The 22,584-nt window shown below is 70.4% G+C and carries 21 protein-coding genes; 5 read left to right on the top strand and 16 right to left on the bottom strand.

The genetic code is table 11. The annotated features are described in order from the left end of the window. Positions 1-865 precede the first annotated feature (865 nt). The 4 genes from AB0C28_RS28290 (at position 866) to AB0C28_RS28275 (ending at position 4,977) form a co-directional block, all read left to right on the top strand. Positions 866-1,273 (top strand): hypothetical protein, encoded by a 408-nt coding sequence (locus AB0C28_RS28290; RefSeq protein ID WP_357851235.1) that lies wholly within the window; start codon positions 866-868, stop codon positions 1,271-1,273. Positions 1,274-1,288: 15 nt separating this feature from the next. Continuing rightward, the gene (locus AB0C28_RS28285; protein WP_357851232.1) at positions 1,289-1,639 is read left to right on the top strand and encodes a nuclear transport factor 2 family protein; all 351 of its coding nucleotides are present in this window, start codon (positions 1,289-1,291) and stop codon (positions 1,637-1,639) included. Positions 1,640-2,312: 673 nt separating this feature from the next. Next, complete coding sequence (locus AB0C28_RS28280; RefSeq protein ID WP_358078605.1) at positions 2,313-3,251, top strand: cyclase family protein; 939 nt, start codon at positions 2,313-2,315, stop codon at positions 3,249-3,251. A 457-nt stretch (positions 3,252-3,708) separates the two neighbouring features. After that, complete coding sequence (locus AB0C28_RS28275; protein ID WP_357851226.1) at positions 3,709-4,977, top strand: MFS transporter; 1,269 nt, start codon at positions 3,709-3,711, stop codon at positions 4,975-4,977. A 195-nt stretch (positions 4,978-5,172) separates the two neighbouring features. Here the strand turns inward: AB0C28_RS28275 and AB0C28_RS28270 are convergent, their stop codons facing one another. Then, on the bottom strand, positions 5,173-5,916 hold the full coding sequence (locus AB0C28_RS28270; protein ID WP_358078602.1) for a YfcE family phosphodiesterase: 744 nt from the start codon (positions 5,914-5,916) through the stop codon (positions 5,173-5,175). A gap of 226 nt (positions 5,917-6,142) precedes the next feature. Further along, the gene (locus AB0C28_RS28265; RefSeq protein WP_358078599.1) at positions 6,143-6,376 is read right to left on the bottom strand and encodes a hypothetical protein; all 234 of its coding nucleotides are present in this window, start codon (positions 6,374-6,376) and stop codon (positions 6,143-6,145) included. 75 nt (positions 6,377-6,451) lie between these two features. On the opposite strand from AB0C28_RS28265, the gene AB0C28_RS28260 reads away from it, so the two are divergent. Next, the gene (locus tag AB0C28_RS28260; RefSeq protein ID WP_358078596.1) at positions 6,452-7,078 is read left to right on the top strand and encodes a Uma2 family endonuclease; all 627 of its coding nucleotides are present in this window, start codon (positions 6,452-6,454) and stop codon (positions 7,076-7,078) included. A gap of 37 nt (positions 7,079-7,115) precedes the next feature. Here AB0C28_RS28260 and AB0C28_RS28255 read toward each other — a convergent pair whose 3' ends face one another. The 14 genes from AB0C28_RS28255 to AB0C28_RS28190 form a co-directional block, all read right to left on the bottom strand. Beyond that, positions 7,116-9,668: a phenylalanine--tRNA ligase subunit beta gene (locus AB0C28_RS28255; RefSeq protein ID WP_358078593.1), complete on the bottom strand. Its 2,553-nt coding sequence runs from the start codon at positions 9,666-9,668 to the stop codon at positions 7,116-7,118. Continuing rightward, positions 9,668-10,708, bottom strand: coding sequence for a phenylalanine--tRNA ligase subunit alpha (gene pheS, locus AB0C28_RS28250; RefSeq protein ID WP_358078622.1), 1,041 nt, complete (start codon positions 10,706-10,708; stop codon positions 9,668-9,670). The genes AB0C28_RS28255 and pheS overlap by 1 nt, the downstream gene beginning before the upstream one ends. A gap of 130 nt (positions 10,709-10,838) precedes the next feature. Then, a complete protein-coding gene (locus AB0C28_RS28245; RefSeq protein WP_357851211.1) occupies positions 10,839-11,930 on the bottom strand; it encodes an ATP-binding protein in 1,092 nt (363 codons plus the stop codon). A gap of 50 nt (positions 11,931-11,980) precedes the next feature. Further along, a complete protein-coding gene (locus AB0C28_RS28240) occupies positions 11,981-12,784 on the bottom strand; it encodes an RNA methyltransferase (RefSeq protein ID WP_357851423.1) in 804 nt (267 codons plus the stop codon). Between the two features lie 97 nt (positions 12,785-12,881). Continuing rightward, positions 12,882-13,265 carry a 50S ribosomal protein L20 gene (gene rplT / locus AB0C28_RS28235; protein ID WP_346108058.1) on the bottom strand — a complete coding sequence of 128 codons (384 nt, stop codon included), beginning with the start codon at positions 13,263-13,265 and terminating at the stop codon, positions 12,882-12,884. Positions 13,266-13,289: 24 nt separating this feature from the next. Further along, the gene (gene rpmI, locus AB0C28_RS28230) at positions 13,290-13,484 is read right to left on the bottom strand and encodes a 50S ribosomal protein L35 (protein ID WP_090761693.1); all 195 of its coding nucleotides are present in this window, start codon (positions 13,482-13,484) and stop codon (positions 13,290-13,292) included. A gap of 120 nt (positions 13,485-13,604) precedes the next feature. Continuing rightward, a complete protein-coding gene (gene infC, locus AB0C28_RS28225; protein ID WP_219912217.1) occupies positions 13,605-14,192 on the bottom strand; it encodes a translation initiation factor IF-3 in 588 nt (195 codons plus the stop codon). A gap of 380 nt (positions 14,193-14,572) precedes the next feature. Continuing rightward, complete coding sequence (locus tag AB0C28_RS28220; protein WP_357851208.1) at positions 14,573-15,430, bottom strand: shikimate dehydrogenase; 858 nt, start codon at positions 15,428-15,430, stop codon at positions 14,573-14,575. Between the two features lie 221 nt (positions 15,431-15,651). Further along, positions 15,652-16,803 carry an endolytic transglycosylase MltG gene (gene mltG, locus AB0C28_RS28215; RefSeq protein ID WP_357851205.1) on the bottom strand — a complete coding sequence of 384 codons (1,152 nt, stop codon included), beginning with the start codon at positions 16,801-16,803 and terminating at the stop codon, positions 15,652-15,654. A gap of 211 nt (positions 16,804-17,014) precedes the next feature. Further along, positions 17,015-18,439, bottom strand: coding sequence for an endolytic transglycosylase MltG (gene mltG, locus AB0C28_RS28210; RefSeq protein ID WP_358078590.1), 1,425 nt, complete (start codon positions 18,437-18,439; stop codon positions 17,015-17,017). 328 nt (positions 18,440-18,767) lie between these two features. Next, positions 18,768-19,247 carry a Holliday junction resolvase RuvX gene (ruvX, locus tag AB0C28_RS28205; protein ID WP_346108050.1) on the bottom strand — a complete coding sequence of 160 codons (480 nt, stop codon included), beginning with the start codon at positions 19,245-19,247 and terminating at the stop codon, positions 18,768-18,770. Position 19,248: 1 nt separating this feature from the next. Further along, the gene (alaS, locus tag AB0C28_RS28200) at positions 19,249-21,921 is read right to left on the bottom strand and encodes an alanine--tRNA ligase (RefSeq protein ID WP_357851199.1); all 2,673 of its coding nucleotides are present in this window, start codon (positions 21,919-21,921) and stop codon (positions 19,249-19,251) included. Positions 21,922-21,943: 22 nt separating this feature from the next. Continuing rightward, on the bottom strand, positions 21,944-22,174 hold the full coding sequence (locus AB0C28_RS28195) for a hypothetical protein (protein ID WP_357851196.1): 231 nt from the start codon (positions 22,172-22,174) through the stop codon (positions 21,944-21,946). Further along, a complete protein-coding gene (locus AB0C28_RS28190; RefSeq protein WP_357851193.1) occupies positions 22,171-22,560 on the bottom strand; it encodes a DUF948 domain-containing protein in 390 nt (129 codons plus the stop codon). The genes AB0C28_RS28195 and AB0C28_RS28190 overlap by 4 nt, the downstream gene beginning before the upstream one ends. Between the last annotated feature and the right edge of the window lie 24 nt (positions 22,561-22,584).

The raw sequence follows: 22,584 nt of genomic DNA, 5'->3' as shown, positions 1-22,584 counted from the left end.
GGCCCCCCCCCCCCCCCCCGCGGGGGCCCCCCCGGCCACGCACCCCACCCCGACACCACCGCAGCCATCACCGGTGGCGCTGAGCTCCAGCCGACAGCACTGAGCCCGATACCGAGCCCTTAGCCGGCACCGCCGCTCTCAACACCAGACGCACGCACCCCGGCACCCCGGCACCCCGGCACCCCGGCACCCAGGGCACCAGCGCCACCGCGCCCAGCACTCCTCACAACCCGGGACGCCCAAGCACCACACACACGACCCCCACGCACCTCGACCAGGCACGCTTGCGACACTCGCCACCCCGCACGCCTCGCACCACGCGACACCCGTGCCATCCGCACGCTTGGCACCTGCACACCTCTCCACCCGAGACCTCAAGCACCACGCACACACGGCACCAGTGCACTCCGCCACCCACCACGCAAGGCACCCGCACCCGCACACCTCACCACCCCACGCGCCCAAGCACCACCCACGCACAGCGCCAGCAGACCCCGCCACCCACCACGCTTGGGACACCCAGCACATCCCTCCGCCTGGCTCGCTCTACCCCAGCTTCCGGTGCGCCCGATCCAACGCTCCCGGCACCCAATCCGCGCAACACCAGCGGCCGCAACCCTTCCAAGCCCCCGCGCGAAGAACTCTGCCAGAAAGCCCCCCGAGCCCCGAGCCCCGAGCCCCGACGGCAGACTCGTGCCGCGTGCCGTGTGCCGCAGCCCTGTGACGACGACCACAATCTTCGCTGCGTCTCCCCTGGTCAATGCCGGTGCCGACACCATCACTTACCTGGCGCGTAATCGCGGCCCCTACCCCCGGCCTGACATCTTTCAGGTGTTCGCACTGAGGCCCGACGAAGGAGCCCGAGATGACCGCCGTGCCCATCACCACCGACCGGATGAAGTTCCTGCGCCTGGCGCTGGCCACCGATGCCGTCGTCACCGGCGGCAACGGGCTGATCTACCTCGCGTTCGCCGGCCCGGTGAGCACCCTGCTCGGCCCGGACGCCGGCCTGCTGCGCGCGATCGGCGGCTTCCTCCTCGCGTACGGCGCCGCCGTCGCCCTCGTGGCCGGCCGCCGCACGATCAGCCCCGCCGCCACCAAGGCGGTGATCGCCGCGAACGTCATCTGGACCCTCGGCAGCGTCGCGGCCGTCGTCACGGGCGCGATCGGCTTCACCACGATGGGCGCCGTCTGGGCCATCGCCCAAGCCCTGGTGGTGGCCGGGTTCGCCGAGCTCCAGATCACCGGCCTGCGCAAAAGCCGCACCAACTAGTACAGGAGCCACCCCATGACCCTCATCGACCGCTACGTCGACTGCTGGAACCAGACCGACCCAGAGGCCCGCGCCAAGGCCGTGGCCGACCTCTGGACCGAGGACGCCACTTACACCGACCCCCTCGCGGACGTCACCGGCCACGCCGGGATCGCCGCGGTGATCGAGGCCGCACAGGGCATGTTCCCCGGCCTGGTCTTCTCCGCGGGCGAGGTGTACGACGCCCACCACCACATCGCCCGCTTCACCTGGCACCTGGGCCCGGAGGGCGGGGAACCGGTCGCCATCGGCTTCGACGTAGCCGAACTGACCGAAGACGGCCGCATCCGCAAGGTCCTCGGCTTCCTGGACAAGGTCCCATCCTGACCCCAGAAGAAGCTGCTCCGGGCCAACCTCCCGGACACTTCTGGACGAAGAGCGCCCGGGGCAACCTCCCGGGCGCTCTAGAGGTGCTCCCCCGAGACAACCTCCCAGGCGCTCAGAGGGAGCTCTCCCGAGACAGCTTCCCGGGCGGTCTACACGGAGTTCCCCGGGACAGCTTTCCGGGGGCTCAAGAAGGAGCTTCCCGGGCGCTCTGGACAGGGCCTCCCCCAGGACAACGCCCGAGGACTCTGGACGGGCCCCGGGAGCAACCGCCCTGGGGGCTCAGGACGGGTCCCCGGGGGCAACCGCCCAGGAGCTCTAAGGCCGGGGTCTGCGGCATCTCGCGCATCCGGGGGATCGGCGACAGCGCCAGCACGATCACCGGCACCACCGCACCGATCACCGCCGCCGTCATTCCACCGGCCACATGCCCACCGCCTCGCCGATCAGCCCGGCCACCAGCGCGCCGATCGGCGCGGACACCAGAAGGAGCTCCTCCGGAACAGCTTCCCGGGGCTCTGGACGAAGCCCCCGAAGAGACCCACCTTCCCAAAGAGACCCCCGAGGACCCGCCCCCGGAAACCGGACAAGAGAGAGATCGGGATACCCTGCCTGCGGTGCCAAGAACCACGTGACCGGAGGAGTCGACGCTGAGATGACGACGGCAGGGCGACCGATGCCAACCCAGGACGACGTACTCGGCTACTTCGACACGCTGTCGAACTGGGGCCGGTGGGGCGAAGCCGACGAGCTCGGCACGCTGAACCACATCACCGACGCCGTCCGGCTGGCGGCGGCACAGGCTGTGCGCCACGGCAGGAGCGTGTCGTGCGCGTGGGAGGTCGCCGTACCGGAGGACATGGAGCGATCGACGACGTCGTGCCCGTGCGCCGCCGATATGCCGGGTGCCGAGAACATGCCGGTGGCCGCGTTCCACAAGGACCGGCGCTGGGGCTTCTCCTCCGAACGGCTCGGCATCACGTTCCACGGCAACACCGTCACCCACATCGACTCGCCGTGCCACCTCTTCTGGGACGGCAAGATGTACAACGGCCGGCCGCACTCGCTGGTCGACCCCGCGACGGGATCGGCGTGGGCGACCGTCACGGCGGCGGCGAACGGGATCGTCACACGGGGCGTCCTGCTGGACATCGCGGCCGCGCGGGGCGTGCCGTGGCTCGAACCGGGCGAAGGAGTCTTTCCGGACGATCTCGAGGAGGCCGAACGCCGCCAGGGCGTACGGGTGCGCTCCGGAGACGCGGTGCTCCTGCGGACCGGCTACGGCCGCGCCCGTCACGAAGCCGCCGCGACCGCCGGTTTCACACAGACCGGCTGGCACGCGTCGTGCCTGCCGTGGCTGCGCGAGCGCGAGGTCGCACTGATCGGCGCCGACTCGCCGCAGGAGGTTCTGCCGTCGGGGTACGACGACGTGTTGATGCCGGTTCACGCCGTGGGCCTCGTCGCGATGGGTCTGTGGCTGCTCGACAACTGCGACCTGGAGGCGTGCGCGGCGACGGCCACCGAGCTCGGCCAGTGGGACTTCCAGCTCGCGGTCGCACCGGTCCGCCTCGCCGGCACCTCCGGCAGCCCCGTCAACCCGATCGCCACCTTCTGACCCCGGTTCGCAAGGTTGCGGTCATCTGACCCCATTCGCGAGATGCCAGTCGCCTGGCTGCGCTCCGCAGGGCGCCCACGATCCGACCGCGGTCGCGAAGTGCCCGCCATCTGACCGCAACTCCGAGATGCCCCGACCCGACCGCAGTTCCCGAGGCACCCACAACCCGACCCCGACTCCCGCGATACCCACCACCCGACCCACAGCTCCCCCGAGGTGCCCGCCTTGTCGTGAAGCACCCGTTCCGCACCGGAAGTTCCGCACCTGGAGTCTGCACCTGGAACACGGTCGCCGGCAGCGAGGGCACACCGTCTCCCGCGTACAAAACATCAGCCAGGACCCAGCCGCCACGCGCAGGAATCCATTTGCCCCGGACAGCGCCTTGGCCGGACAATCTAGACTCGTGCTTGCTGCTGTCAGACGTCTTCTCCGTCACCTTTCGCTGGATCTGAGCCCGTTGCGCGATTCGCGCGACTACCGGCTGCTCTTCGGGTCCGGCGTCATCACGATGTTCGGCACGATGATCTCCATGGTCGCGGTGCCGTACCAGATGAAGGAGCTGACGGACTCCTACCTGGCGGTCGGGCTGGTGAGCCTGGCGGAGTTCGTGCCGATGGTGGTGTGCGGCCTGTGGGGCGGCGCCATCGCCGACGCGCTCGACCGCCGCCGGATCATCTGGCTGAGCGAGCTGGGACTGCTGGTCACCTCCGCCGCGCTCATGATCAACGCGATGCTGCCCGACCCGCAGGTCTGGGTCCTGTACGTGATGGGCGCGCTGGCCACCGGCGTGGGATCGTTGCAGCGGCCCAGCCTGGAGGCGGTGATCCAGCAGGTGGTCAAGCACGAGCAGCAGAGCGCGGCCGCGGTGCTGTCGAGCCTGCGCTGGAACTTCGGCGCCATCGTGGCCCCGGCGCTGGGCGGCCTCATGCTGACGGCCTGGGGCACGGCCTCCGCCTACGCCCTCGACACGCTGACGTTCGTGCTCTCCCTGGTGCTGCTCTGGCGGGTCAGGGCCATCCCGCCCGCCGACGACGCCGCCCCCGCTTCGATCAGGTCGCTCATCGAGGGCGTCCGTTACGCGGTGAGCCGCAAGGATCTGATGGGCACCTACCTGGTGGACATCGCCGCCATGGTGTTCGCGATGTCGACGGCGCTCTATCCGTTCCTGGCCGAGGAGCTGAGGGCGCCCGAGGCGCTCGGGCTGCTCTACTCGGCGGCCGCGGTGGGCGCTCTGATCGCCTCGCTCACCGGCCGCTGGACGGCCCGCGTCCAGCGTCAGGGCCTGGGCGTGATCGTCGCCGCCGCGGCCTGGGGCGTGGCCGTGACCCTGACCGCTTTCGCGCCCAACGTCTGGATGATCTTCGTCTGCCTCGCCTTCGCCGGCGCGGCCGACATGATCAGCGGCATCTTCCGCCTGACGATGTGGAACCAGACCATCCCGCCGGAGCTGCGCGGCCGCCTGGCCGGCATCGAACTGCTCTCCTACGCCAGCGGGCCGATGCTGGGCAACGCGCGGGCCGGCCTCATGGCCAACTTCGGCGGCACCCGCTTCTCCCTCGGCGCGGGCGGCGCGCTGTGCGTGGCCGCCGTCCTCGCGCTGGCCGCCGCCCTGCCGAGATTCCGCGCGTACGACGCCAGGACCGACGAGCACGCTCTGGCGGAGAAGGCCCGCAGGCAGGCCGCGACCGACCAGGCTCCGACCGACCCGGCCCAGGCCCCCGCCTGACGACCACCGAAACGCGCTCATTCGCAGAAACCCGGTCACCCACCGAAACCCGCCCAACCACCGAAATCCGGTCACCCGCCGCCCCACGAGCCACCGATCAGCCGCCCACCATCCCCGGAGCACAACCCGGCTACGTCCTTGCATCCCCCGGGGCACCACCCAGTCGGGACCTTGCAGGCCATCCCCCACCAGCGCTCACCTCCGGCCCTCGGCGGCGGCGAACGTCGTCAGGGCCTCGGCGTCGGAGTAGGTGCTGGTGACGTATTCGTCCACCCACTCCCTGATGCCCTCGTATCCGCTCTCGGCGAGCAGCCGCTCCCGCACCGTCCGCGCGTCCAGCGGCGTGTTCCGCAACGTCACCGCCCCGCTCTTCCCGTCGAGCAGCGCCCACTGCGCGCCGTAGCGCCCGTAAGGCATGCCGACCGACCCGGGGTTGACCACCAGCACCCGATCCGCGAGCCGTACGAACGGCATGTGCGTGTTGCCCAGCACCACGGTGTCGGCCTTCTCCCCCGCCAGCACCTCGCCCCATCGCTCCAGTGAGCTGTCCACGAGGATCGTCTCCTCGTCGCTGCGCGGCGTAGCGTGCACGAACAGCGTCCGCCCCAGCCGCCCCACCTCGATCTCCTGCCGGGAGGGCAGCCCGGCCAGCAGCTCGACCTGCTCCTCCCTGAGCTGACCCGCCGCCCACACCGACGACGGGTAGGGGCAGTCCTTGCCCGCCGCCACCTCCACGAGCTCACGGTCGGCGTTGCCGTTCACCCAGGACGCGCGCTCCCCCAGCGAGGTGAGCAGGTCGAGCGTCTCCACGGGCAGCGGCCCCGCGGCCACGTCACCGGTGAGCACGATCCGGTCGGCGGACTTCACCTCGGGCTCGGCCAGCACGGCCTCCAGCGCGGGCAGCACACCATGGATGTCGGAGAGAACGGCGATTCGCATAGGGCAACTCTGCCGTGTCGCACGACCGCCGGAGCCGATGTTCGCTACCCGGCGAACGACTCAGCCGATCGCGAAACCGTCCAGCTCACCCGGCCTCACGACCGCTCCACCATCTCAGCCGAGCACGCCACCCGCCCGTGCCGCCCCACCCGCTCAGTCGGCCTCACGCCACCCGCCCGTACTCCTCCACCCGCCCAGTCGGCCTCACGCCGCCCCGCCGTACGGCTCACTCCGCCTCGCGCCACCCGTCGTACCGCTCGATCAGCTCGTCGACCTTGGCCAGGCGACCGGCGTCCAGTCCCTCGACGACGACCAGCCACTGCGCGTCCTCGGCGTCGTCCTCACCGGCGAGGGTCTCCCGTACGACGCGCGGCACCCCCAGCTCGGGAAACCACTCCCCCAGCGTCTCGGCGACCTCCTCGGCGTCGTCCCGCTCCGTGAACACCAGCAGCTGCCGCACGCTCCGACCTCCTCAGTCGATCCGTATTCCCTCATTCACCGACCGTGACGGATCCGGCCGGATGGCGTTGCGCCCGTGACCGCGCTTCCCCAACGGACGATCGCCGAGCCGCCGCCGCCCTCGGCCGAGCTCCCCGACTGGGTCTTCCCGCCGCCGCAGGGGTTCTTCGCCGAAGATCTTGATCACCTCCCGGATCTGCCTGCGCACACAGAGCTGATCGACGGAAGCCTGGTCTTCGTAGGCCCGCGGAATCTCTTCCATCACGTGGTCAGCCGCGAGTTGCGCACCGCGCTGAACCACTTCCTGCCCGCAGATCACGAAATATTGGGACAAATGACGGTGAAACTGGGTGCGCGGCAACGGCCAGAGCCCGACCTCATCGTGCTCGGCCCCGACGCGCCCGAAGACCCCGACGTCACCTGTTACGACGCCGCGGACGTCCTGCTCACCGTCGAAGCGGTCTCCAAGGAGTCCGAACTGCGCGACAGGCAGCGCAAGCCGGTCCTCTACGCCGAGGCGGGGATCCCCCACTTCTGGCTGGTCGAAGAGGTCAACGGCCGGCCCGCCGTCTACGTCAACGAGCTCGACCCCGCCACGCAGGCCTACATCGCCACCGGCGTCCACCATGACCGGCTCAAGCTCATGGTCCCGTTCGACCTCGACATCGACCTCACCACGCTCTGCTCGAGCCACACCCGCTAGGAGGGGCCGGCGCACCGGCCCCTCCATGACGACGGTCTCAGCCGCGCAGTTGCGCGCCCACCCGGTCGGCCGCCATCGCCACCGCCGCGTCACGGGCAGCCGTGGTCTCCTCGACCGTCAGCGTACGGTCGGCGGCCCGGAAGCGCATCGAGTAGGCCAGCGACTTGTTCCCCTCGCCCACCTGCTCCCCGGCGTACACGTCGAACAGCCGGATCGACTCCAGCAACGCCCCGGCCCCGTCACGCAGGGCCGCCTCAACGTCGGCCACCGGCGTGAAGTCGGGCACGATCAGCGCGACGTCCTGCGTGGCCACCGGATAGGCGGACACCGAGGGCGCCTGCACAGGGCCGGGCATGGCCGCCTCAAGCCGCGACAGCTCCAGCTCCATCGCCACCGTACGCGGCGGCAGGCCGTAAGCCTCGATCACCCGCGGGTGCAGCTCACCGGCGTGGCCGACCAGCGTGTCGCCCGCGTAGAGGGCGGCGCACCGGCCGGGGTGCCAGGGCTCGTGCTGGTCGGCGCTGATGGACAGCTCGATTCGCGCCTCCGCCGCCACGAGCCGGGCGGCCTGCACCGCGTCGGCCCACGTCGCGGGGCGGCCCGCGCCCCACCAGCCGGATCGTTCGAACTCGCCGGCCAGCACCACCGCGACCCGCAGCGGCTGGTCGGGCAGCGCCGACTCGATCGAGGCCAGCTCTTCTGCGGTGGGCCGGCGCTCGACGCCGAGCACGGGGGCCACGCCCGGCGCTCCCGCGCGCGGGCGGTAGACCGAGCCGGTCTCGAACAGGGCCACGTCGGTGAAGCCGCGGCCGACGTTGCGGACGAGGGTCTTGAGCAGGCCCGGCAGCAGCGTCGTCCGCATCAGCGGCTCGTCTTCCGACAGCGGGTTGGCCAGCCGCGCGGCCACCCGGCGGGCGTCGTCGGCGGGCAACTGCAGCCGGTCGAAGTCGTCGGGACTGATGAACGGGTAGCTGAGCACCTCGACATGACCGCCCTCGGCCAGGGCCCGGCCGACCCGCCGCCGCAGCCGCTGCGCCTCGGTGAGCCCGGCGCCGGCCGGGGCGGAGGGCAGCACCGACGGGAGGTCCTCGTAGCCCTCCAGCCGGATGACCTCCTCGGCCAGGTCGTTGGGGTCGGTGAGGTCGGGCCGCCACGACGGCGGCGTGACCGTGATCATGTCGTCGCCGGTGACGGCCAGCTTGGCGGCCAGCGCGCCGCCGGTCACCACACCGGTCGGATCGACGCCGCCCCGGCGCACGGCCGGGTCGTCGCCGTCGGTGACGACGCAGCCGACCTGCTCCAGCCGGGCGATCACGGTGTCTCTGGAGTAGGTCATGCCGGCGACCCGGCCCGGGTAGCCGGACGGGATCGCGATGCGCGCGGGCGACACCTCGACCTCGGCGTGCGTGACGCCGGGCTGGATGCTCGCGCCACCCAGCTCGGCCAGCATCTGGACCGCCCGCCACGAGGCGACCAGCGGCAGCTCGCGGTCGACGCCGCGTTCGAACCGCTTGGACGCCTCCGACACCAGCCCGTGCCTGCGCGACTCGCGGGAGATGCCGGTCGCGGAGAAGTGGGCGGCCTCGATGACGATGTCGGTCGAGTCGTCGGAGATCTCGGTCTCCAGGCCGCCCATCGTGCCGGCCATCGAGATCGGCCCCGACTGGTCGGTGATGAGGATGTCGTCGGGGTCGAGGTCGCGTACGACGTGGTCGAGCGTCTCCAGCCGCTCACCGGCCGCGGCCCTGCGTACGACGATCTCGCCCTGCAGCTTGGCCCGGTCGAACGCGTGCAGCGGCTGCCCGAGCTCCAGCATCAGGTAGTTGGTGACGTCGACGGCCAGCGACACGGGGCGCACACCCGCACGCGTGAGGCGTACCCGCATCCACAGCGGGCTCTCGGCGGCCGGGTCGAAGCCGCGCACCTCGCGCAGCACGAACCGGTCGCACGCCGTCGGGTCGGCGATGGAGGCCGGCCACGACGTGCCGCTCTCGGCGGGCAGATCGACGTCGGCGGGGTCGAGGAAGGCCACCCCGAACGCCGTCGCCGCCTCGCGCGCCACGCCCCTGATCGACAAGGCGTAGCCGATGTCGGGCGTGATCTCCAGCTCGATCACGTCGTCGCGCAGCCCGAGCAGCTCGACCACGTCGGTGCCGATGGGCGTGCCGGCGGCCAGCACCATGATGCCGTTGTGGTCGTCGCCCAGCCCGAGCTCACGCTCGGAGCAGATCATGCCCTCGGACATGCGCCCGTACGTCTTGCGCGCGCCGACCTCGAACCCGCCGGGCAGCACGCCGCCGGGCAGCACGACCGGCACCCGGTCGCCGACGGCGAAGTTGGTGGCGCCGCAGACGATCTCGCGCGGGGTCGCCTCGCCGACCTCGACCTTGCAGTGCCTGATCGGCTTCTTGAAACCGGTCAGCTCCTCGATCTCGAGCACCTCGCCGACCACGACGTTCTTGACGTCGTGACCGTGGGAGGCGATCGCCTCGAGCTTGAGGCCTGCCGCGGTCAGCTTGTCGGCCACCTCGTGGGCGGTGACCGCCGGGAGATCGACATACTCCCGCAGCCAGGAAAGCGGGACCTTCATCAGATCTCCATTCCGAACGGGAGGGTGAAGCGCACGTCTCCCTCGACCATGTCACGCATGTCCTCGGCGTTGTGGCGGAACATCAGCGTCCGCTCGATGCCCATGCCGAAGGCGAACCCGGAGTAGCGCGCCGGGTCGACCCCGCACGCGATGAGCACGCGCGGGTTGACCATGCCGCAGCCGCCCCACTCGATCCAGCCCTCCGACTTGCAGGTGCGGCAGGGCGGGTTGCCGGGGACCGCCGAGGCGCCGCGGCAGACGAAGCACTTGAGGTCCATCTCGGCGGACGGCTCGGTGAACGGGAAGTAGTTGGGCCGGAACCGGGTCGTGATGCCCTCGCCGAACATGACCTCGGCGAACCGGTCGAGCGTGCCCTTGAGGTGGGCCATCGTCAGGCCCTCGTCGACGGCCAGGCCCTCGGTCTGGTGGAAGACCGGGGTGTGGGTGGCGTCGAGCTCGTCGGTGCGGAACGTCTTGCCCGGCGAGATCACGTAGACCGGCAGCTCGCGCTGGAGCAGCGCGCGGACCTGCACCGGCGAGGTCTGCGTGCGCAGCACCATACCGGAGTCGGTGGAGCCGACGAAGAACGTGTCGTGGTCGGACCTGGCCGGATGGTCCTTGGCGATGTTGAGCGCGTCGAAGTTGAACCATTCGCCTTCGAGCTCGGGGCCTTCGGCCACTTCGTAGCCCATGGCGACGAAGGCGTCGGCGATGCGCTCCTGCAGCGTGGTCATCGGGTGGCGGGCGCCGCGGGGCCGCCGATCCCAGGGCAGGGAGACGTCGACGGTCTCCTCGACGAGCACCCGCGCGTCGCGCTCGGCCTCCAGCTCGGCCTGGCGGGCGGCCAGTGCCTCGTTGATCGCCTTGCGGGCGCCGCCGACGCGCTTGCCGGCCTCGGCGCGGGCGGCCGGCGGCAGGGCGCCGATCTCGCGGTTGGCCAGGGCGATGGGCGAGCGGTCACCCGCGTGCGCCAGCCTGGCCTGCTTGAGTGCGTCGAGGTCGGCGGCGGCCTTGATCGCCTCGATGGCGTCGGCCTCCATGCGGGACACCTCGTCGGCATGCAACGGTGTCACCTCGACGGGGTCGTAGTCAGACAAGAGTGAGCTCCGTATCCAGGGCTTGAGCGGAAATGAGTCTAGTGGGAGCCGCCCACCGGGCCCGAATTCCGCCTCAGACGGCGGCGAAGTCGGGGGTGCCGGTGGGCAGGGTAAATCGGAACTCCGCCCCGCCCTCGGGCGCCCGCTGCACGATGATCGTGCCGCCGTGTGCTTCGACCAGGCCCTTGACGATGAAGAGCCCGAGCCCGGTGCCACCGCGGCGGCGGCTGTTGCCGCCCCGCCAGAACTGCCTGAAGACGCGCGGAGCCAGCTCGGGCTCGACGCCCTCGCCCTCGTCGCGCACCGACACGGCAACTCCCCATTCGACGGACTCGATCTCTATGGTGACGGTGCCGCGTCCGTGGCGCACCGCGTTTTCCACCAGGTTACCCAGGATCTGGTCGATCTTGTCCTGGTCGAGCCACATCTCGGGCAGGTGCTCGCCCACGACGAGCCGGTAGCGGTTTTCGCTGTCGCCCGCCGCCACCCGGCCCGCGATGAGCCGGCGCGCCCTGGCGGGCAGATCGACGACCTGTCGGCGCACCTCCAGCCGCCCCGACTCGATCCGCGAGACGTCGAGCAGCTCGGTGATGAGCCGGGTGACGCGGTCGGCGTCGTTGTTGACGGTCTCCAGCATGACGCGCTTCTGCTCGTCGGTGAACCGGGTCCACTTGGCCAGCAGCGTCGCGGTGAACCCCTTGACGCTGGTCAGCGGCGAGCGCAGCTCATGGGCCACGGTGGAGACCAGGTCGGCCCGGCTGCGCTCCAGCCGCGCGCGGGCGCCGCCGTCGCGCAGGGTGATCGCCACCCGGTCGACCTCGCCGCCGCGCTCCGGCTCGCGGACGAGCCTCGCGGCGACGTAGAGCTCCTGCCCGCCGGGTAGATGCAGCGGACGCTCGGGCACCCGCGTCCTGATGCGCAGGCCGCCTTCGGGGTCGAGCGCCTTCCACCAGTCGCGCCCGTCATGGTCGCGGAAGGGGAACACGTCGTTCATGTGCCGGCCGACCGCGCGCTCCATGGCGACGCCGGTGAGCCGGGAGGCGGCCCGGTTGACGGCCCGCACGCACCCATATCGGTCGGTCACGATGAGGCCGTCAGGAAGATCGTCGATGGCTATCGTGCACGCGGCGGCCACAACTCGCCCGTCGGTGTCTGCGCCGTGCACGACCTCGCCTCCTCCGCCTACAACGCCGACAATAGCGGGTTTCCAGCCACCTAGGGCACTCGCTGCGCCCTGGCGGAGGAGTAAAGGCACACCGCCGCCGCGGTGGCCAGGTTGAGACTTTCAGCCTGTCCGTAGATGGGCACTCTGACCACATCGTCCGCCTCGGCGAGTATCTCCTCCGGTAGTCCCCATGCCTCGTTGCCGAAGATCCACGCGGTGGGTCCCGCGAGATCGACATCGTCGAGCGTGTGCTTGCCCGCGCCGTCGGCCGCCAGCACGCGCAGGCCCCGCTCCCTTAGTTGACGCACGGCGGCGCCGACCGGTGCACCGATGGTGACGGGAAGATGGAACAGGCTACCGGCGCTGGCGCGCACGCACTTGCCGTTGTACGGATCCACGGAGGCGTCGGTGAGCACCACCGCGTCGGCCCCCGCCGCGTCGGCCGCCCGCATGACGGTCCCGGCGTTGCCCGGGTCACGCACGTGCGCGAGCACCGCGACCAGCCGCGGCTGCCCGCTCAGTGCGCGCTCCAGCGGCACGTGCACGAGCCCGCAGACGGCCACCAGCCCCTGCGGCGTCACGGTCTGGGACAGCTCCGACATGACCTCGCCGCTGGCCCGGTGCACGGGTACGCCCTGGAGCGTGGCCTGGGTGATGAGCTCGGGGTGACGCAGCTCCGCCTCCGCCGTGCTGAACAGCTCCAGCGTCACGCCGTCGAGCTTGAGCGCCTCGCGGACCGCCTGCGGCCCCTCGGCCAGGAACTTCCTGTCCTGCTCCCTGAAGGCCCGCTTGGTGAGCCGCCTGGCGGCCTTCACCCGCGGCGACCTCACGTTGGTCAGCTCGGACCCGCCCATCCACATCCCCCAGTCGTGCGAGCAACGGCCGTACGGATGACAGCCCTTGAACAACAAAGGGCCCACCGTCATCGGTGGGCCCCTCAGAACAATTGCCTCAGCTCGCGGCCGGAGCGTTCACGTTGGCCGGAAGGGCCTTCTTGGCGGCTTCGACGAGCGTGGCGAAGGTCTGGCTGTCGTTGACCGCGAGGTCAGCGAGGATCTTACGGTCGACCTCGATGTTCGCCAGACGCAGACCCTGGATCAGGCGGTTGTAGGTCATGCCGTTCTGTCGAGCCGCGGCGTTGATGCGCTGGATCCACAGACGACGGAAGGTGCCCTTGCGGTCCTTGCGGTCCCGGTAGGCGTACGTCATCGAGTGGAGCATCTGCTCCTTGGCCTTGCGGTACAGCCGTGACCGCTGGCCACGGTAACCGCTCGCCCTATCGAGGACGACCTTGCGCTTCTTCTTGGCGTTGAGCGCCCGCTTCACGCGTGCCATGTTGTATCTCCCCGGGGGTTCGCGCTACTTGGCGAGCAGCTTCTTGATCTTCTTGGAGTCGGCGTCGGAAAGGACGACCTCGTTCTTGAGACGGCGCGTCAGCGTGGACGACTTCCACTCGTTGTAGTGCGCGCGGTTGGCACGGCGACGCTTGATCTTGCCGGTGCCGGTGACCCGGAACCGCTTCTTCGCACCGCTGTGCGTCTTCATCTTCGGCATGTCGCCGTCTCTCCTCGTTTCGGTCGTGCCGGTGGCCGGGCCGGTGCTGGCCGGCCCGGTCGTGGCGTCTTCGTCTGCCGGTGGCTGCTGGGGTGCTGTAAGGCTAACCCCAACTGCGGGTCACTCTTCCGGTGGGGAAGGCTCCTCGCCGCCACGCTGTGCCTTGGCTGCGGCCTTTTCCGCCTTCGCCTCGGCCTTCTTCTTGTGCGGACCGATCACCATGATCATGTTACGGCCGTCCTGCTTGGCGTGGGACTCGACGAATCCCAGCTCCTGAACGTCGTCCGCCAGCCGCTGCAGCAGCCGGAAGCCGAGCTCCGGGCGGGACTGCTCGCGTCCGCGGAACATGATCGTGACTTTGACCTTGTCTCCCGCCTTGAGGAACCGCACCACGTGACCCTTCTTGGTCTCGTAGTCGTGCGGGTCGATCTTCGGCCGGAGCTTGATCTCCTTGATGATCGTGTGCGCCTGATTCTTGCGCGCCTCGCGCGCCTTCATCGCGGACTCGTACTTGAACTTGCCGTAGTCCATGAGCTTGCACACGGGCGGTCGAGCCGTGGCCGCGACCTCGACAAGGTCGAGGTCGGCCTCCTGGGCGAGCTTCAGCGCGTCATGAATGGAGACGATGCCGACCTGCTCGCCGTTCGGGCCCACGAGGCGAACCTCGGGAACTCGGATACGCTCGTTGATGCGGGGCTCAGTGCTGATGGGGCCTCCTAGGTTTGCGATCCCTACGTGCTCGTCGTGACGGGAGCTCAACGCGCTCGCAGAACGCGAAAAGCCCCGCACGTCGCGCATGCGGGGCCACTGAGCTCTGTGGCTTCGTGGCCTTGAGCTCCCCGGAGTAGTCCGGCGTGATCCTGGACCCGGCCACCTCGCGGTGACTCAGGTGGGAGGGAGACCTCCGCTTGCGCGTCCAGCAGGCATGCCGGACCGATCAGAGAGCTACATTACCACAACGACGAAACGTTCTCGATTCATCCCGCCGGCGCATCCCCGATGCCCGGCGCACAGCGTCCGGCATCCAGCGCCCTGCGCCGGGCTCGACATGTCCGGCGCAGGGCGGTGCGTGGCTCGGGGCGGCCGGTTCAGTGCGCCTGTGCGGCCGTGCGGCGGAGGATCTCGGACTCCCCCGCGGCGCGCATCGCCTCGACCGGCACGTCCGTGATGCCCGTCATCAGCCGCACCTGCCGCACCGCCTGGTGCAGCAGCATCTCGAAGCCGCCGATCACGGTGCCGCCCGCCGCCTGGACCGCCGCCGCCGCGCCGGTCGGCCACGGCGAGTAGACGACGTCGAACAGCGCGGGTACGCGCGCCAGCCGGTCGGCGAAGACGTCGGCCGCGCCGCCAGGCAACGTGGAGACCACCAGGTCCACGTGTGTGCGCGCGTCGAGCTTGTCGAACGTCTCCACCGCCAGCGCCACACCCAGCCGCTCGGCCACCGCCGCCGTCTCCCCCGCCCGCGCGGGGTCGCGCACCAGCAGGGTCGCGGAGTGGAGCCCGAGGTTGCGCAGCGCCGCCAGCGTCGAGGCCGCCGTGGCCCCGCCGCCCAGCACGGTCGCCGACCGTGGCGCGGGCACCCCCGCCTCGGCCAGGGCCCGCTCGATGCCGTAGACGTCGGTGTTGTCGCCGTGGCGCCGCCCGTCCTGGAAGATCACGGTGTTGGCCCCGCCCACCTCGACGGCCGTCTCCGAGACGGTGTCGAGCAGGGGCAGCACGGCCCGCTTGAGCGGCATCGTCAGTGACAGCCCGGCCCAGACGTCGTCGCCGGCGCCCGCCTGGCCGCGTACGGGCCCGAGCCCGGCCAGCAGCTCGGGCAGCCGTGCCTCGTCGCACTCGAACGCCTCGTAGCTCCACCCGCCGAGCCCCATCGCCTGATAGGCGGCCCGGTGCAGGTACGGCGAGAGCGAATGGCCGATGGGCGACCCCATCACCGCAGCCCGCATCCCCCACTCCTTCCGACCAGCACGACCCTACCGTCAACGCGGCACGGGACCATCAACGCGGCCCAGGAGCGGCACGGGAAACGCGCACGGCCGCCCGGAGTGGTCCGGGCGGCCGTGGCGAGAAGCTTCAGCCGGCTTCGGCGGGCTTCAGCGGGCTTCGGTGAGCGACCATGCGTGCGGGCCGGCCACCGTTCGGCTGTGTCGGCCTCCGCCGCGCTCGGTCAGCCGCCGTTGCGCTTGAACTCCGCGAGCAGCTCGTTGAACTCCGCCTCCGTGGTGGCGAACTTGGTGACGCTGCTCTTGGGGTCGGTGGCGACGAAGTAGCGCCACGTGCCCTTGGCCGGGTTGAGCGCCGCCTCGATGGCGTGGTCGCCGGGGTTGGTGATGGCTCCCGGCGGCAGGCCCAGGTTCGCGTACGTGTTGTACGGGTGCTTGATCTTCGTCTCGGCGAAGGTGGCGGTGGTGCGGTACTTCTTGAGCGCGTACATCACCGTGCTGTCCATCTGCAGCTTCATCGGCGGGTTGAGCTCAAGCCGGTTGTAGATGACGCGCGCGATCTTCGCCATGTCCTCCTGCCGGCCCGCTTCGGCCTGCACGATGCTGGCGATGACGACGATCTCGTGCGGCGTGCGGCCGAGGGCCTTGGCGCCGCCCTCGATGTCCATCTGCTCGGCCGTCTGGTTGAACCGGTCGACCATCGCGGTCAGCATCTGCTTCGGCGTGGTCTTGGGCTGGAACTCGTACGTGGCCGGGAAGGCGTACCCTTCGAGCCTGCCCTTCGCGTACGACGGCAGGTCCAGGTCCTTGGTGTTCTTCGCCGCGGCGGTGAAATCCTTGACCGGCTTGCCGGTCTCCTTCGCGAGGGTGGAGAGGGTGTCGGACAGCCGCAGCCCCTCCTTGATCGTCACCTTGGCGAGCAGCCGGTTGTCCGCGCCGAGGCGCTGGACCGCGGCGGCCGCGGACATCTTCTTGGCCATCTTGTACTCGCCCGGTTGCAGCTTGTCGCTCATCCCGGCGTTGGCGATGGCGTTGGTGAACGCCCTGGCGCTGGCGACGACCCCCTGCCGCTCCAGCTCCGTGGCCACTTCTGACGCGCTCTGGCCGCTCTTGATCTCGATGACGACCTCGCCGCTGCCCTGACCGGTGTAGTCGTCGGGCACGAGGGCGTCGCTGAGCCACAGGTAGCCGTAGTAGCCTCCGCCGCCGATGATGCCCGCCAGGACGATGAAGGCGAGCAGCGGCGCGACGAAGCCGCCCCGATTGCGGCGACGGCGGCGCCTGCGGCCGCGTCTGGCGGCGCCGCGCCCTCCGCGCCGGCCGGAACCTTCGTCGTCCTCGGGGCCGAGCAGAGTGTTCAGATCGAGATCGTTCATAGGTGCGCTGGCCAATCTCCCGGTACTGCCTGCCGGGCGTCAAGCGGAACTGCCCAACCGGCTGGAGTCACCGAGCGAAACTGGGGGACCCGCCGCACGTGCTGCCACGGACGGCGGAGATCACTCTGGGTAGCCATGCTAAGGGACGGAAAGAGGGCGCATGCCCCGTTTTGGGGCTTTTGCGCAGAGAGAGCGGCGGCCCTGGCGAACATCAGCTCGTCCCGAGGTTCTTGTTCAGCTCTTCCCGGTATCTCACGAACTCGCTCTCTTTGTTGGTGAATTTGGTGATTCTATGGCCCGGATCCGTCGTGACAAACCAGTGCCAATCACCTTCGGCAGGGTTCAGGGCTGCCATCAGCGCCTTCTCGCCCGGATTGGCGATGGGCCCCGGCGGCAGTCCCTTGTGGCGGTACGTGTTGTAGGGAGAGTTCACCTTGGTGTCACTCTCCGTGACTTTCAGTGTCCGTCGGTTCTGGGCGTAGAGCACGGTGCTGTCGATCTCCAGCGGGGTGCCCTTCTGGAGCCGGTTGTAGATCACCCGGGAGATCTTCGGGTAATCCTCGTCCGTCCCGCCCTCCGCCTGGACCATGCTGGCCACCGTGACGACCTGCAGCGGGGTGAGGTTCACCTTCGCCGCCTGCTCCTCCAGGCCCACGTGCCTGGCCGCGGCGGCGAATCGTTCGGCCATCGCGGCCAGCACGTCCACGGCCGTGTCGCCGGGCTCGATCTCGTACGTGGCGGGGAACAGGAAGCCTTCGAGCCCGTTGGCGTACTCGGGAAGCCCGACGAGGTCCTTGTCCACGCCGCGCAGCTCCTCCAGCGGCAGCCCGGACAGCTTGGCCACGCGGGTCAGCACCTCCGACACCCGCATGCCCTCGGGCACGGTCACCCGCCGCACGATCCTGGACGCGGGCGCGAGGAGCAGGTCGAGCGCCGCCGTCGCCGCCATGCCCTTGCGCAGCCGGTAGTGGCCGGGCCGCAACCGGTCGCTCATCGCGCGGTCCTCCGTCACGTTCACGAACGACTGCACGCTCGCCACCACCCCGGCGTCGGCCAGCGCCGAGCCGATGTCCGCCGCGCTGGAGCCGGGCGGGATGCGCACCGTCACGGCGCCGCCGCCCGTCCCCTCGAAGTCGTCGGGGCTGAGGTACGGCTTGAGCATCACGATCGCGCCGAGCCCGACGGCCAGCACGCCCGCCAGCAGCCCGGCGGACAGCAGCCCCACCTTCCGCATCGCCTGCCCTCGCCCGGCCGGCACCTCGTCCTCAGCCCCAGGGCCAGGCTCGTCCCGCCCGGCGGCGGTCCCGGAACCATCCCGCTCAACCCCAGGCTCAGGACTGTCCAACCCGGCAGCGGACCCGGGGCGACCTTGCCCCGCCCGGCACTCGGAACCGTCCGGGCCCGCCCCAGGCTCGGGACCGTCCAGCCCGACGGAGGGCTCAGGACCGCTACCGCTCTGCCCGGTCCGAAGCTCGGGATCGTCCTGCGCGACCCGGTGTTCGGGGTCGTCCTGTCCGGCGCGGTGCTCGGTGTCCTCCTGCTCCGCCCGCGGTTCCGGCTCTTCGGCCGGGCTCTGCGCGGGCTGGAACGGGATCACGTCGTCGGCGTCGTCCTCGTTCTCAGGCGTCCTGTTCACGCGATCACCTCACCGGCGACCGTCGTTCCCAGACCTGCATCCGACACCTCGGGCACACCTGTAGTACGCGCCGAAGACCGGCCAGGATCACATCCTCCCGGCAAGAACCCCATAACCCCGGACGCGAACCCAGCCGCTGTCCCGGGCGAGGAACCACCCGCGAGCAGGCGACGATGGCCTGCGACCGAGGACGGATGAAGCGCCACACAAAAGCCGCGGTCCCCCCTCAAAGGGGCAGGCCGCGGCCCGGCGTGCCCGCACCATGAGCGGACGAGCAGCCGGGCGGACGGGTGAATCGTGGCAGGCCGAAGAGCCGGAGCGCGGCCGTTCATGAAGCAGGTCCGTCGGCCGCGGATGGCGGTTCGACGGGCCTGCCTGGTGGTCTTTCCGTGGCGCGCTCGGAGTCGAGCGCATCTTGCAGCAGCACCACGGCCGCCGCCTGATCGACGACGCCGCGCTGCTTCTTGGCGCGTACGCCGCTGGCCCGCAGGCCCTGCTGCGCCGCGACCGTGGTCAGCCGCTCGTCGAACAGCCGCACGGGCGTGGGCGCCAGCCGGGCCGCGAGCTTGGCGGCGAACTCCCGGGCGAGCCCGGCCGCCTGTCCTTCGCGCCCCGACAGCGAGGTGGGCAACCCCACCACGACCTCGATCGCCTCGTGCTCCGCGACGATCGCCGCGATGCGGGCGAGGTCGCCCTTGCCTCGTCTGACAGTCTCCACCGGCGTGGCCAGCATCCCCGAAGGGTCACTGCGGGCCACGCCGATACGTACGGAGCCGACGTCCACGCCGATCCGTGCACCGAACCTCATGTCAGCCGAGCTGCCCAGAAATCGCCTCTTCGACCAGGCGCAGCGCGTCGCCGATCGCCTCCGGTCGCGTGCCGCCGCCTTGCGCGACATCGTCCTTGCCGCCACCGCCACCCCCAAGAGCCTTGGCGGCGACGCCGACCAGCTGTCCGGCCTTGAGCCCCCGCTCGCGCCCCGCCTCGTTGACCGTGGCAACCACCACCGGCCGGTCGGAGGGGGCACCGGCGATCACGACGACCGCCGGCCTGTCGGCCGGGAACCTGCCACGCACATCAAGCGCGAGCTTACGCAGGTCATCGGCGCCGGTGCCATCAGGCGCGCGGTGTGTCACGACGGAGACGCCGTGCAGGTCACGAGCCTGGGCGGTCAGGTCGCCGGCGACCTGGAGCACCTGGGCCGAGCGGACCTTCTCCAGCTCCTTCTCCGCCGCGCGCAGCCGGGTGACGATGCCGTCGATGCGCTCGGGCAGCTCTTCCCTGCGCGCCTTGAGCTGCTCGGTGAGCTGCGCGACCAGCACGCTCTCGCGGGCCAGGAAGCGGAAGGCGTCGATGCCGACGAGCGCCTCGACGCGGCGCACGCCCGCGCCGACGGACTGCTCGCCCAGCACCTTGACCAGGCCGAGCTGGCCGGAGCTGTGGACGTGGGTGCCGCCGCACAGCTCGCGCGAGTAGTCGCCGATCTCGACCACGCGGACCTCGTCGCCGTACTTCTCGCCGAACATCGCCAGCGCGCCCATCGCCCTGGCCTCCGCCTGCGAGGTGTAGAAGGCGTTGACCTTGAGGTCGTTGATGAGCACGGCGTTGACCTCGTCCTCGACGTCACGCAGCACGCTGGGCGGGACCGCGCCCGCCGCGGTGAAGTCGAAGCGGAAGCGGCCGGGCGAGTTCTCCGAGCCGGCCTGCGCCGCCGTCTCGCCGAGCGCGTTCTTGAAGCCGCGGTGGACGAGGTGGGTGGCGCTGTGGCTGCGCGAGATCGCGCGGCGGCGCTCCAGGTCGATCTTCGCCTGCGCCTCGTCGCCGACCTTGAGCTCGCCGCTGCGGACCTTGCCGCGGTGCACGACGAGCCCGGCCAGCGGCGTCTGCACGTCGGTGATCTCGACCTCGGCCCCGCTGGTGCGGATCACGCCCTGGTCGGCGAGCTGACCGCCGCCCTCGGCGTAGAACGGGGTGCGCTGGAGCACGACCTCGACCGTGTCGCCCTCGCTCGCCGTGGGGACGGAAACGCCGTCCACGAGAATGCCGACCACGCTGGTGTCGGCCTGGTTGTGGTCGTAGCCGAGGAACTCGACCTTGCCGCCCGCCTCCAGCAGTTGCCCGAAGACGGAGATGTCGGCGTTGCCGGTCTTCTTCGCCGCCGCGTCGGCCTTGGCGCGCTGCCGCTGCTCCTTCATGAGGCGGCGGAAGCCCTCTTCGTCGACCTTGAGCCCGTGCTCGGCCGCCATCTCCAGGGTCAGGTCGATCGGGAAGCCGTAGGTGTCGTGCAGCTGGAACGCCTGGTCGCCGCTGATCGACTTGCCGGACTTGCGCTTGGTCTCCTCGACGGCCACGTCGAAGATCGCGGTGCCGGTGCGGAGCGTGCCGAGGAAGCTCGCCTCCTCGGCGTCGACGACCGCGTGGATCTGCGGCGCGTCGACCTTGAGCTCGGGATACTGCTCGCCCATGACGTTGATCGCCACGTCGGTCAGCTCGTGCATGTAGCGCTGGTCGCCCGAGCCGAGCAGGCGCAGGTTGCGGATCGAGCGGCGCAGGATGCGGCGCAGCACGTAGCCGCGGCCCTCGTTGCCGGGCATGACGCCGTCGGCGACCAGCATGGTGCCGGTGCGCACGTGGTCGGCGATGACGCGCAGGCTGACGTCGGAACGTGCGTCGCGGCCGTAGCGCGTCTTGGTGAGCTCGGCCGCCCGGTCGAGGATCTTGTAGGTGGTGTCGATCTCGTAGATGTTGTCGACGCCCTGCAGGATCGCCGCCATGCGCTCCAGGCCCATGCCGGTGTCGATGTTCTTACTCGGCAGCTCGCCGGAGACGTCGAAGTCGACCTTGGAGCGGACCTGGCTCAGCTGGTACTGCATGAACACCAGGTTCCAGACTTCGAGGTAGCGGTCCTCGTCGGCGACGGGCCCGCCCTCCTTGCCGTATTCGGGGCCGCGGTCGTAGTAGATCTCCGAGCAGGGGCCGCCGGGTCCTGGCACGCCCATGTGCCAGTAGTTGTCCTCCAGGCCGCGGCGCTGGATGCGGTGCTCGGGCAGGCCGACCTTGTTACGCCAGAGGTCGAAGGCCTCGTCGTCCTCCAGGTAGACCGTCGCCCACAGCTTGTCTTCCGGGAAGCCGAAGCCGCCGTCGGACTCGGACTTCGTCAGCAGCTCCCACGCGAACGGGATCACTTCCGCCTTGAAGTAGTCGCCGACGGAGAAGTTGCCCAGCATCTGGAAGAACGTCGCGTGCCGGGTGGTCTTGCCCACCTCGTCGATGTCGGGGGTGCGCACGCACTTCTGCGCGGTGGCCAGCCGTGGCGCCGGAGGCTTGCGCTGCCCCAGGAAGTACGGCTTGAACGGCACCATACCCGCGTTGACCAGGAGAAGCGTCGGGTCCTCAGCGATCAGGCTGGCCGAGGGCACGACCTTGTGCCCACGCTCCTCGAAGAAGCGCAGGAAGCGGCGGGCGATCTCTGCCGACTCCATGGTGGCCATCCTTTACTTTGAGTCAGTTGTTGTCTTCAGCGTTGTCGAGCCCGAACCGGGCCCGCAACCGGGTTTCGCGCTCCGCGGCCTCGCCGAGTGCGTCGCTAGTAAAGTCTCTCACCTGCCGGAGCATGCCCGCGGCGTTGTCGGCCGTCCTGCGGGCGACGTGGTCGGGGCGCAGCGCCTGCAGCCTGCGCATCACCCAGAACGCGAGGAACGCGCCGAGCGACAGGTAGAACAGCCGCCTGATCATCGCGAACGCCCTGCGGCACGGGCTCGCGAGCCGGGCCGGCGGCGGGCCTCGATGGCGCGGCGCACGCCGTAGCCGATCGAGGAGACCTTGATCAGCGGCCCGGTGAAGATGGTCTGGGTCACCGCGCTGAGTTTTGCGGCGTGCCCACTGACCTGTTGCACGTCCTTGGTGATGGCCTCGACCGCGATGAGCTGCCTGTTGGTCTCGTTGACCGTGACGCTCATGTCGTCGAGCAGCGGCGCGAGGCGGTTGTTCAGGTCGGAGACCGCCTTGGTGGTCTCCTTGAGCAGCCTGGCGAGCTTGACGAGCACCATGACCATGACGCAGACCAGGACGATCCAGCCCGTGGCGGCGATCAGCCCGGCGACCTCTCCAGCGGTAAGCATCCGCGCATCTCCCTCGTACGCTGG

Origin of the sequence: Nonomuraea sp. NPDC048892, from assembly GCF_040649735.1 — a bacterium.
Lineage (GTDB): Bacteria > Actinomycetota > Actinomycetes > Streptosporangiales > Streptosporangiaceae > Nonomuraea > Nonomuraea maheshkhaliensis.
This window is presented reverse-complemented; position numbering and strand designations above follow the sequence as displayed.

Bases quoted from the DNA above. Each gene is read 5' to 3' on its own strand.
- AB0C28_RS28290 (WP_357851235.1), top strand. From the start codon at position 866: ATGACCGCCGTGCCCATCACCACCGACCGGATGAAGTTCCTGCGCCTG.
- AB0C28_RS28285 (WP_357851232.1), top strand. From the start codon at position 1,289: ATGACCCTCATCGACCGCTACGTCGACTGCTGGAACCAGACCGACCCA.
- AB0C28_RS28280 (WP_358078605.1), top strand. From the start codon at position 2,313: ATGCCAACCCAGGACGACGTACTCGGCTACTTCGACACGCTGTCGAAC.
- AB0C28_RS28270 (WP_358078602.1), bottom strand. From the start codon at position 5,916: ATGCGAATCGCCGTTCTCTCCGACATCCATGGTGTGCTGCCCGCGCTG.
- AB0C28_RS28255 (WP_358078593.1), bottom strand. From the start codon at position 9,668: ATGAAGGTCCCGCTTTCCTGGCTGCGGGAGTATGTCGATCTCCCGGCG.
- pheS (WP_358078622.1), bottom strand. From the start codon at position 10,708: ATGGAGGCCGACGCCATCGAGGCGATCAAGGCCGCCGCCGACCTCGAC.
- AB0C28_RS28240 (WP_357851423.1), bottom strand. From the start codon at position 12,784: ATGGGCGGGTCCGAGCTGACCAACGTGAGGTCGCCGCGGGTGAAGGCC.
- rplT (WP_346108058.1), bottom strand. From the start codon at position 13,265: ATGGCACGCGTGAAGCGGGCGCTCAACGCCAAGAAGAAGCGCAAGGTC.
- rpmI (WP_090761693.1), bottom strand. From the start codon at position 13,484: ATGCCGAAGATGAAGACGCACAGCGGTGCGAAGAAGCGGTTCCGGGTC.
- AB0C28_RS28220 (WP_357851208.1), bottom strand. From the start codon at position 15,430: ATGCGGGCTGCGGTGATGGGGTCGCCCATCGGCCATTCGCTCTCGCCG.
- mltG (WP_357851205.1), bottom strand. From the start codon at position 16,803: ATGAACGATCTCGATCTGAACACTCTGCTCGGCCCCGAGGACGACGAA.
- ruvX (WP_346108050.1), bottom strand. From the start codon at position 19,247: ATGAGGTTCGGTGCACGGATCGGCGTGGACGTCGGCTCCGTACGTATC.
- alaS (WP_357851199.1), bottom strand. From the start codon at position 21,921: ATGGAGTCGGCAGAGATCGCCCGCCGCTTCCTGCGCTTCTTCGAGGAG.
- AB0C28_RS28195 (WP_357851196.1), bottom strand. From the start codon at position 22,174: ATGATCAGGCGGCTGTTCTACCTGTCGCTCGGCGCGTTCCTCGCGTTC.
- AB0C28_RS28190 (WP_357851193.1), bottom strand. From the start codon at position 22,560: ATGCTTACCGCTGGAGAGGTCGCCGGGCTGATCGCCGCCACGGGCTGG.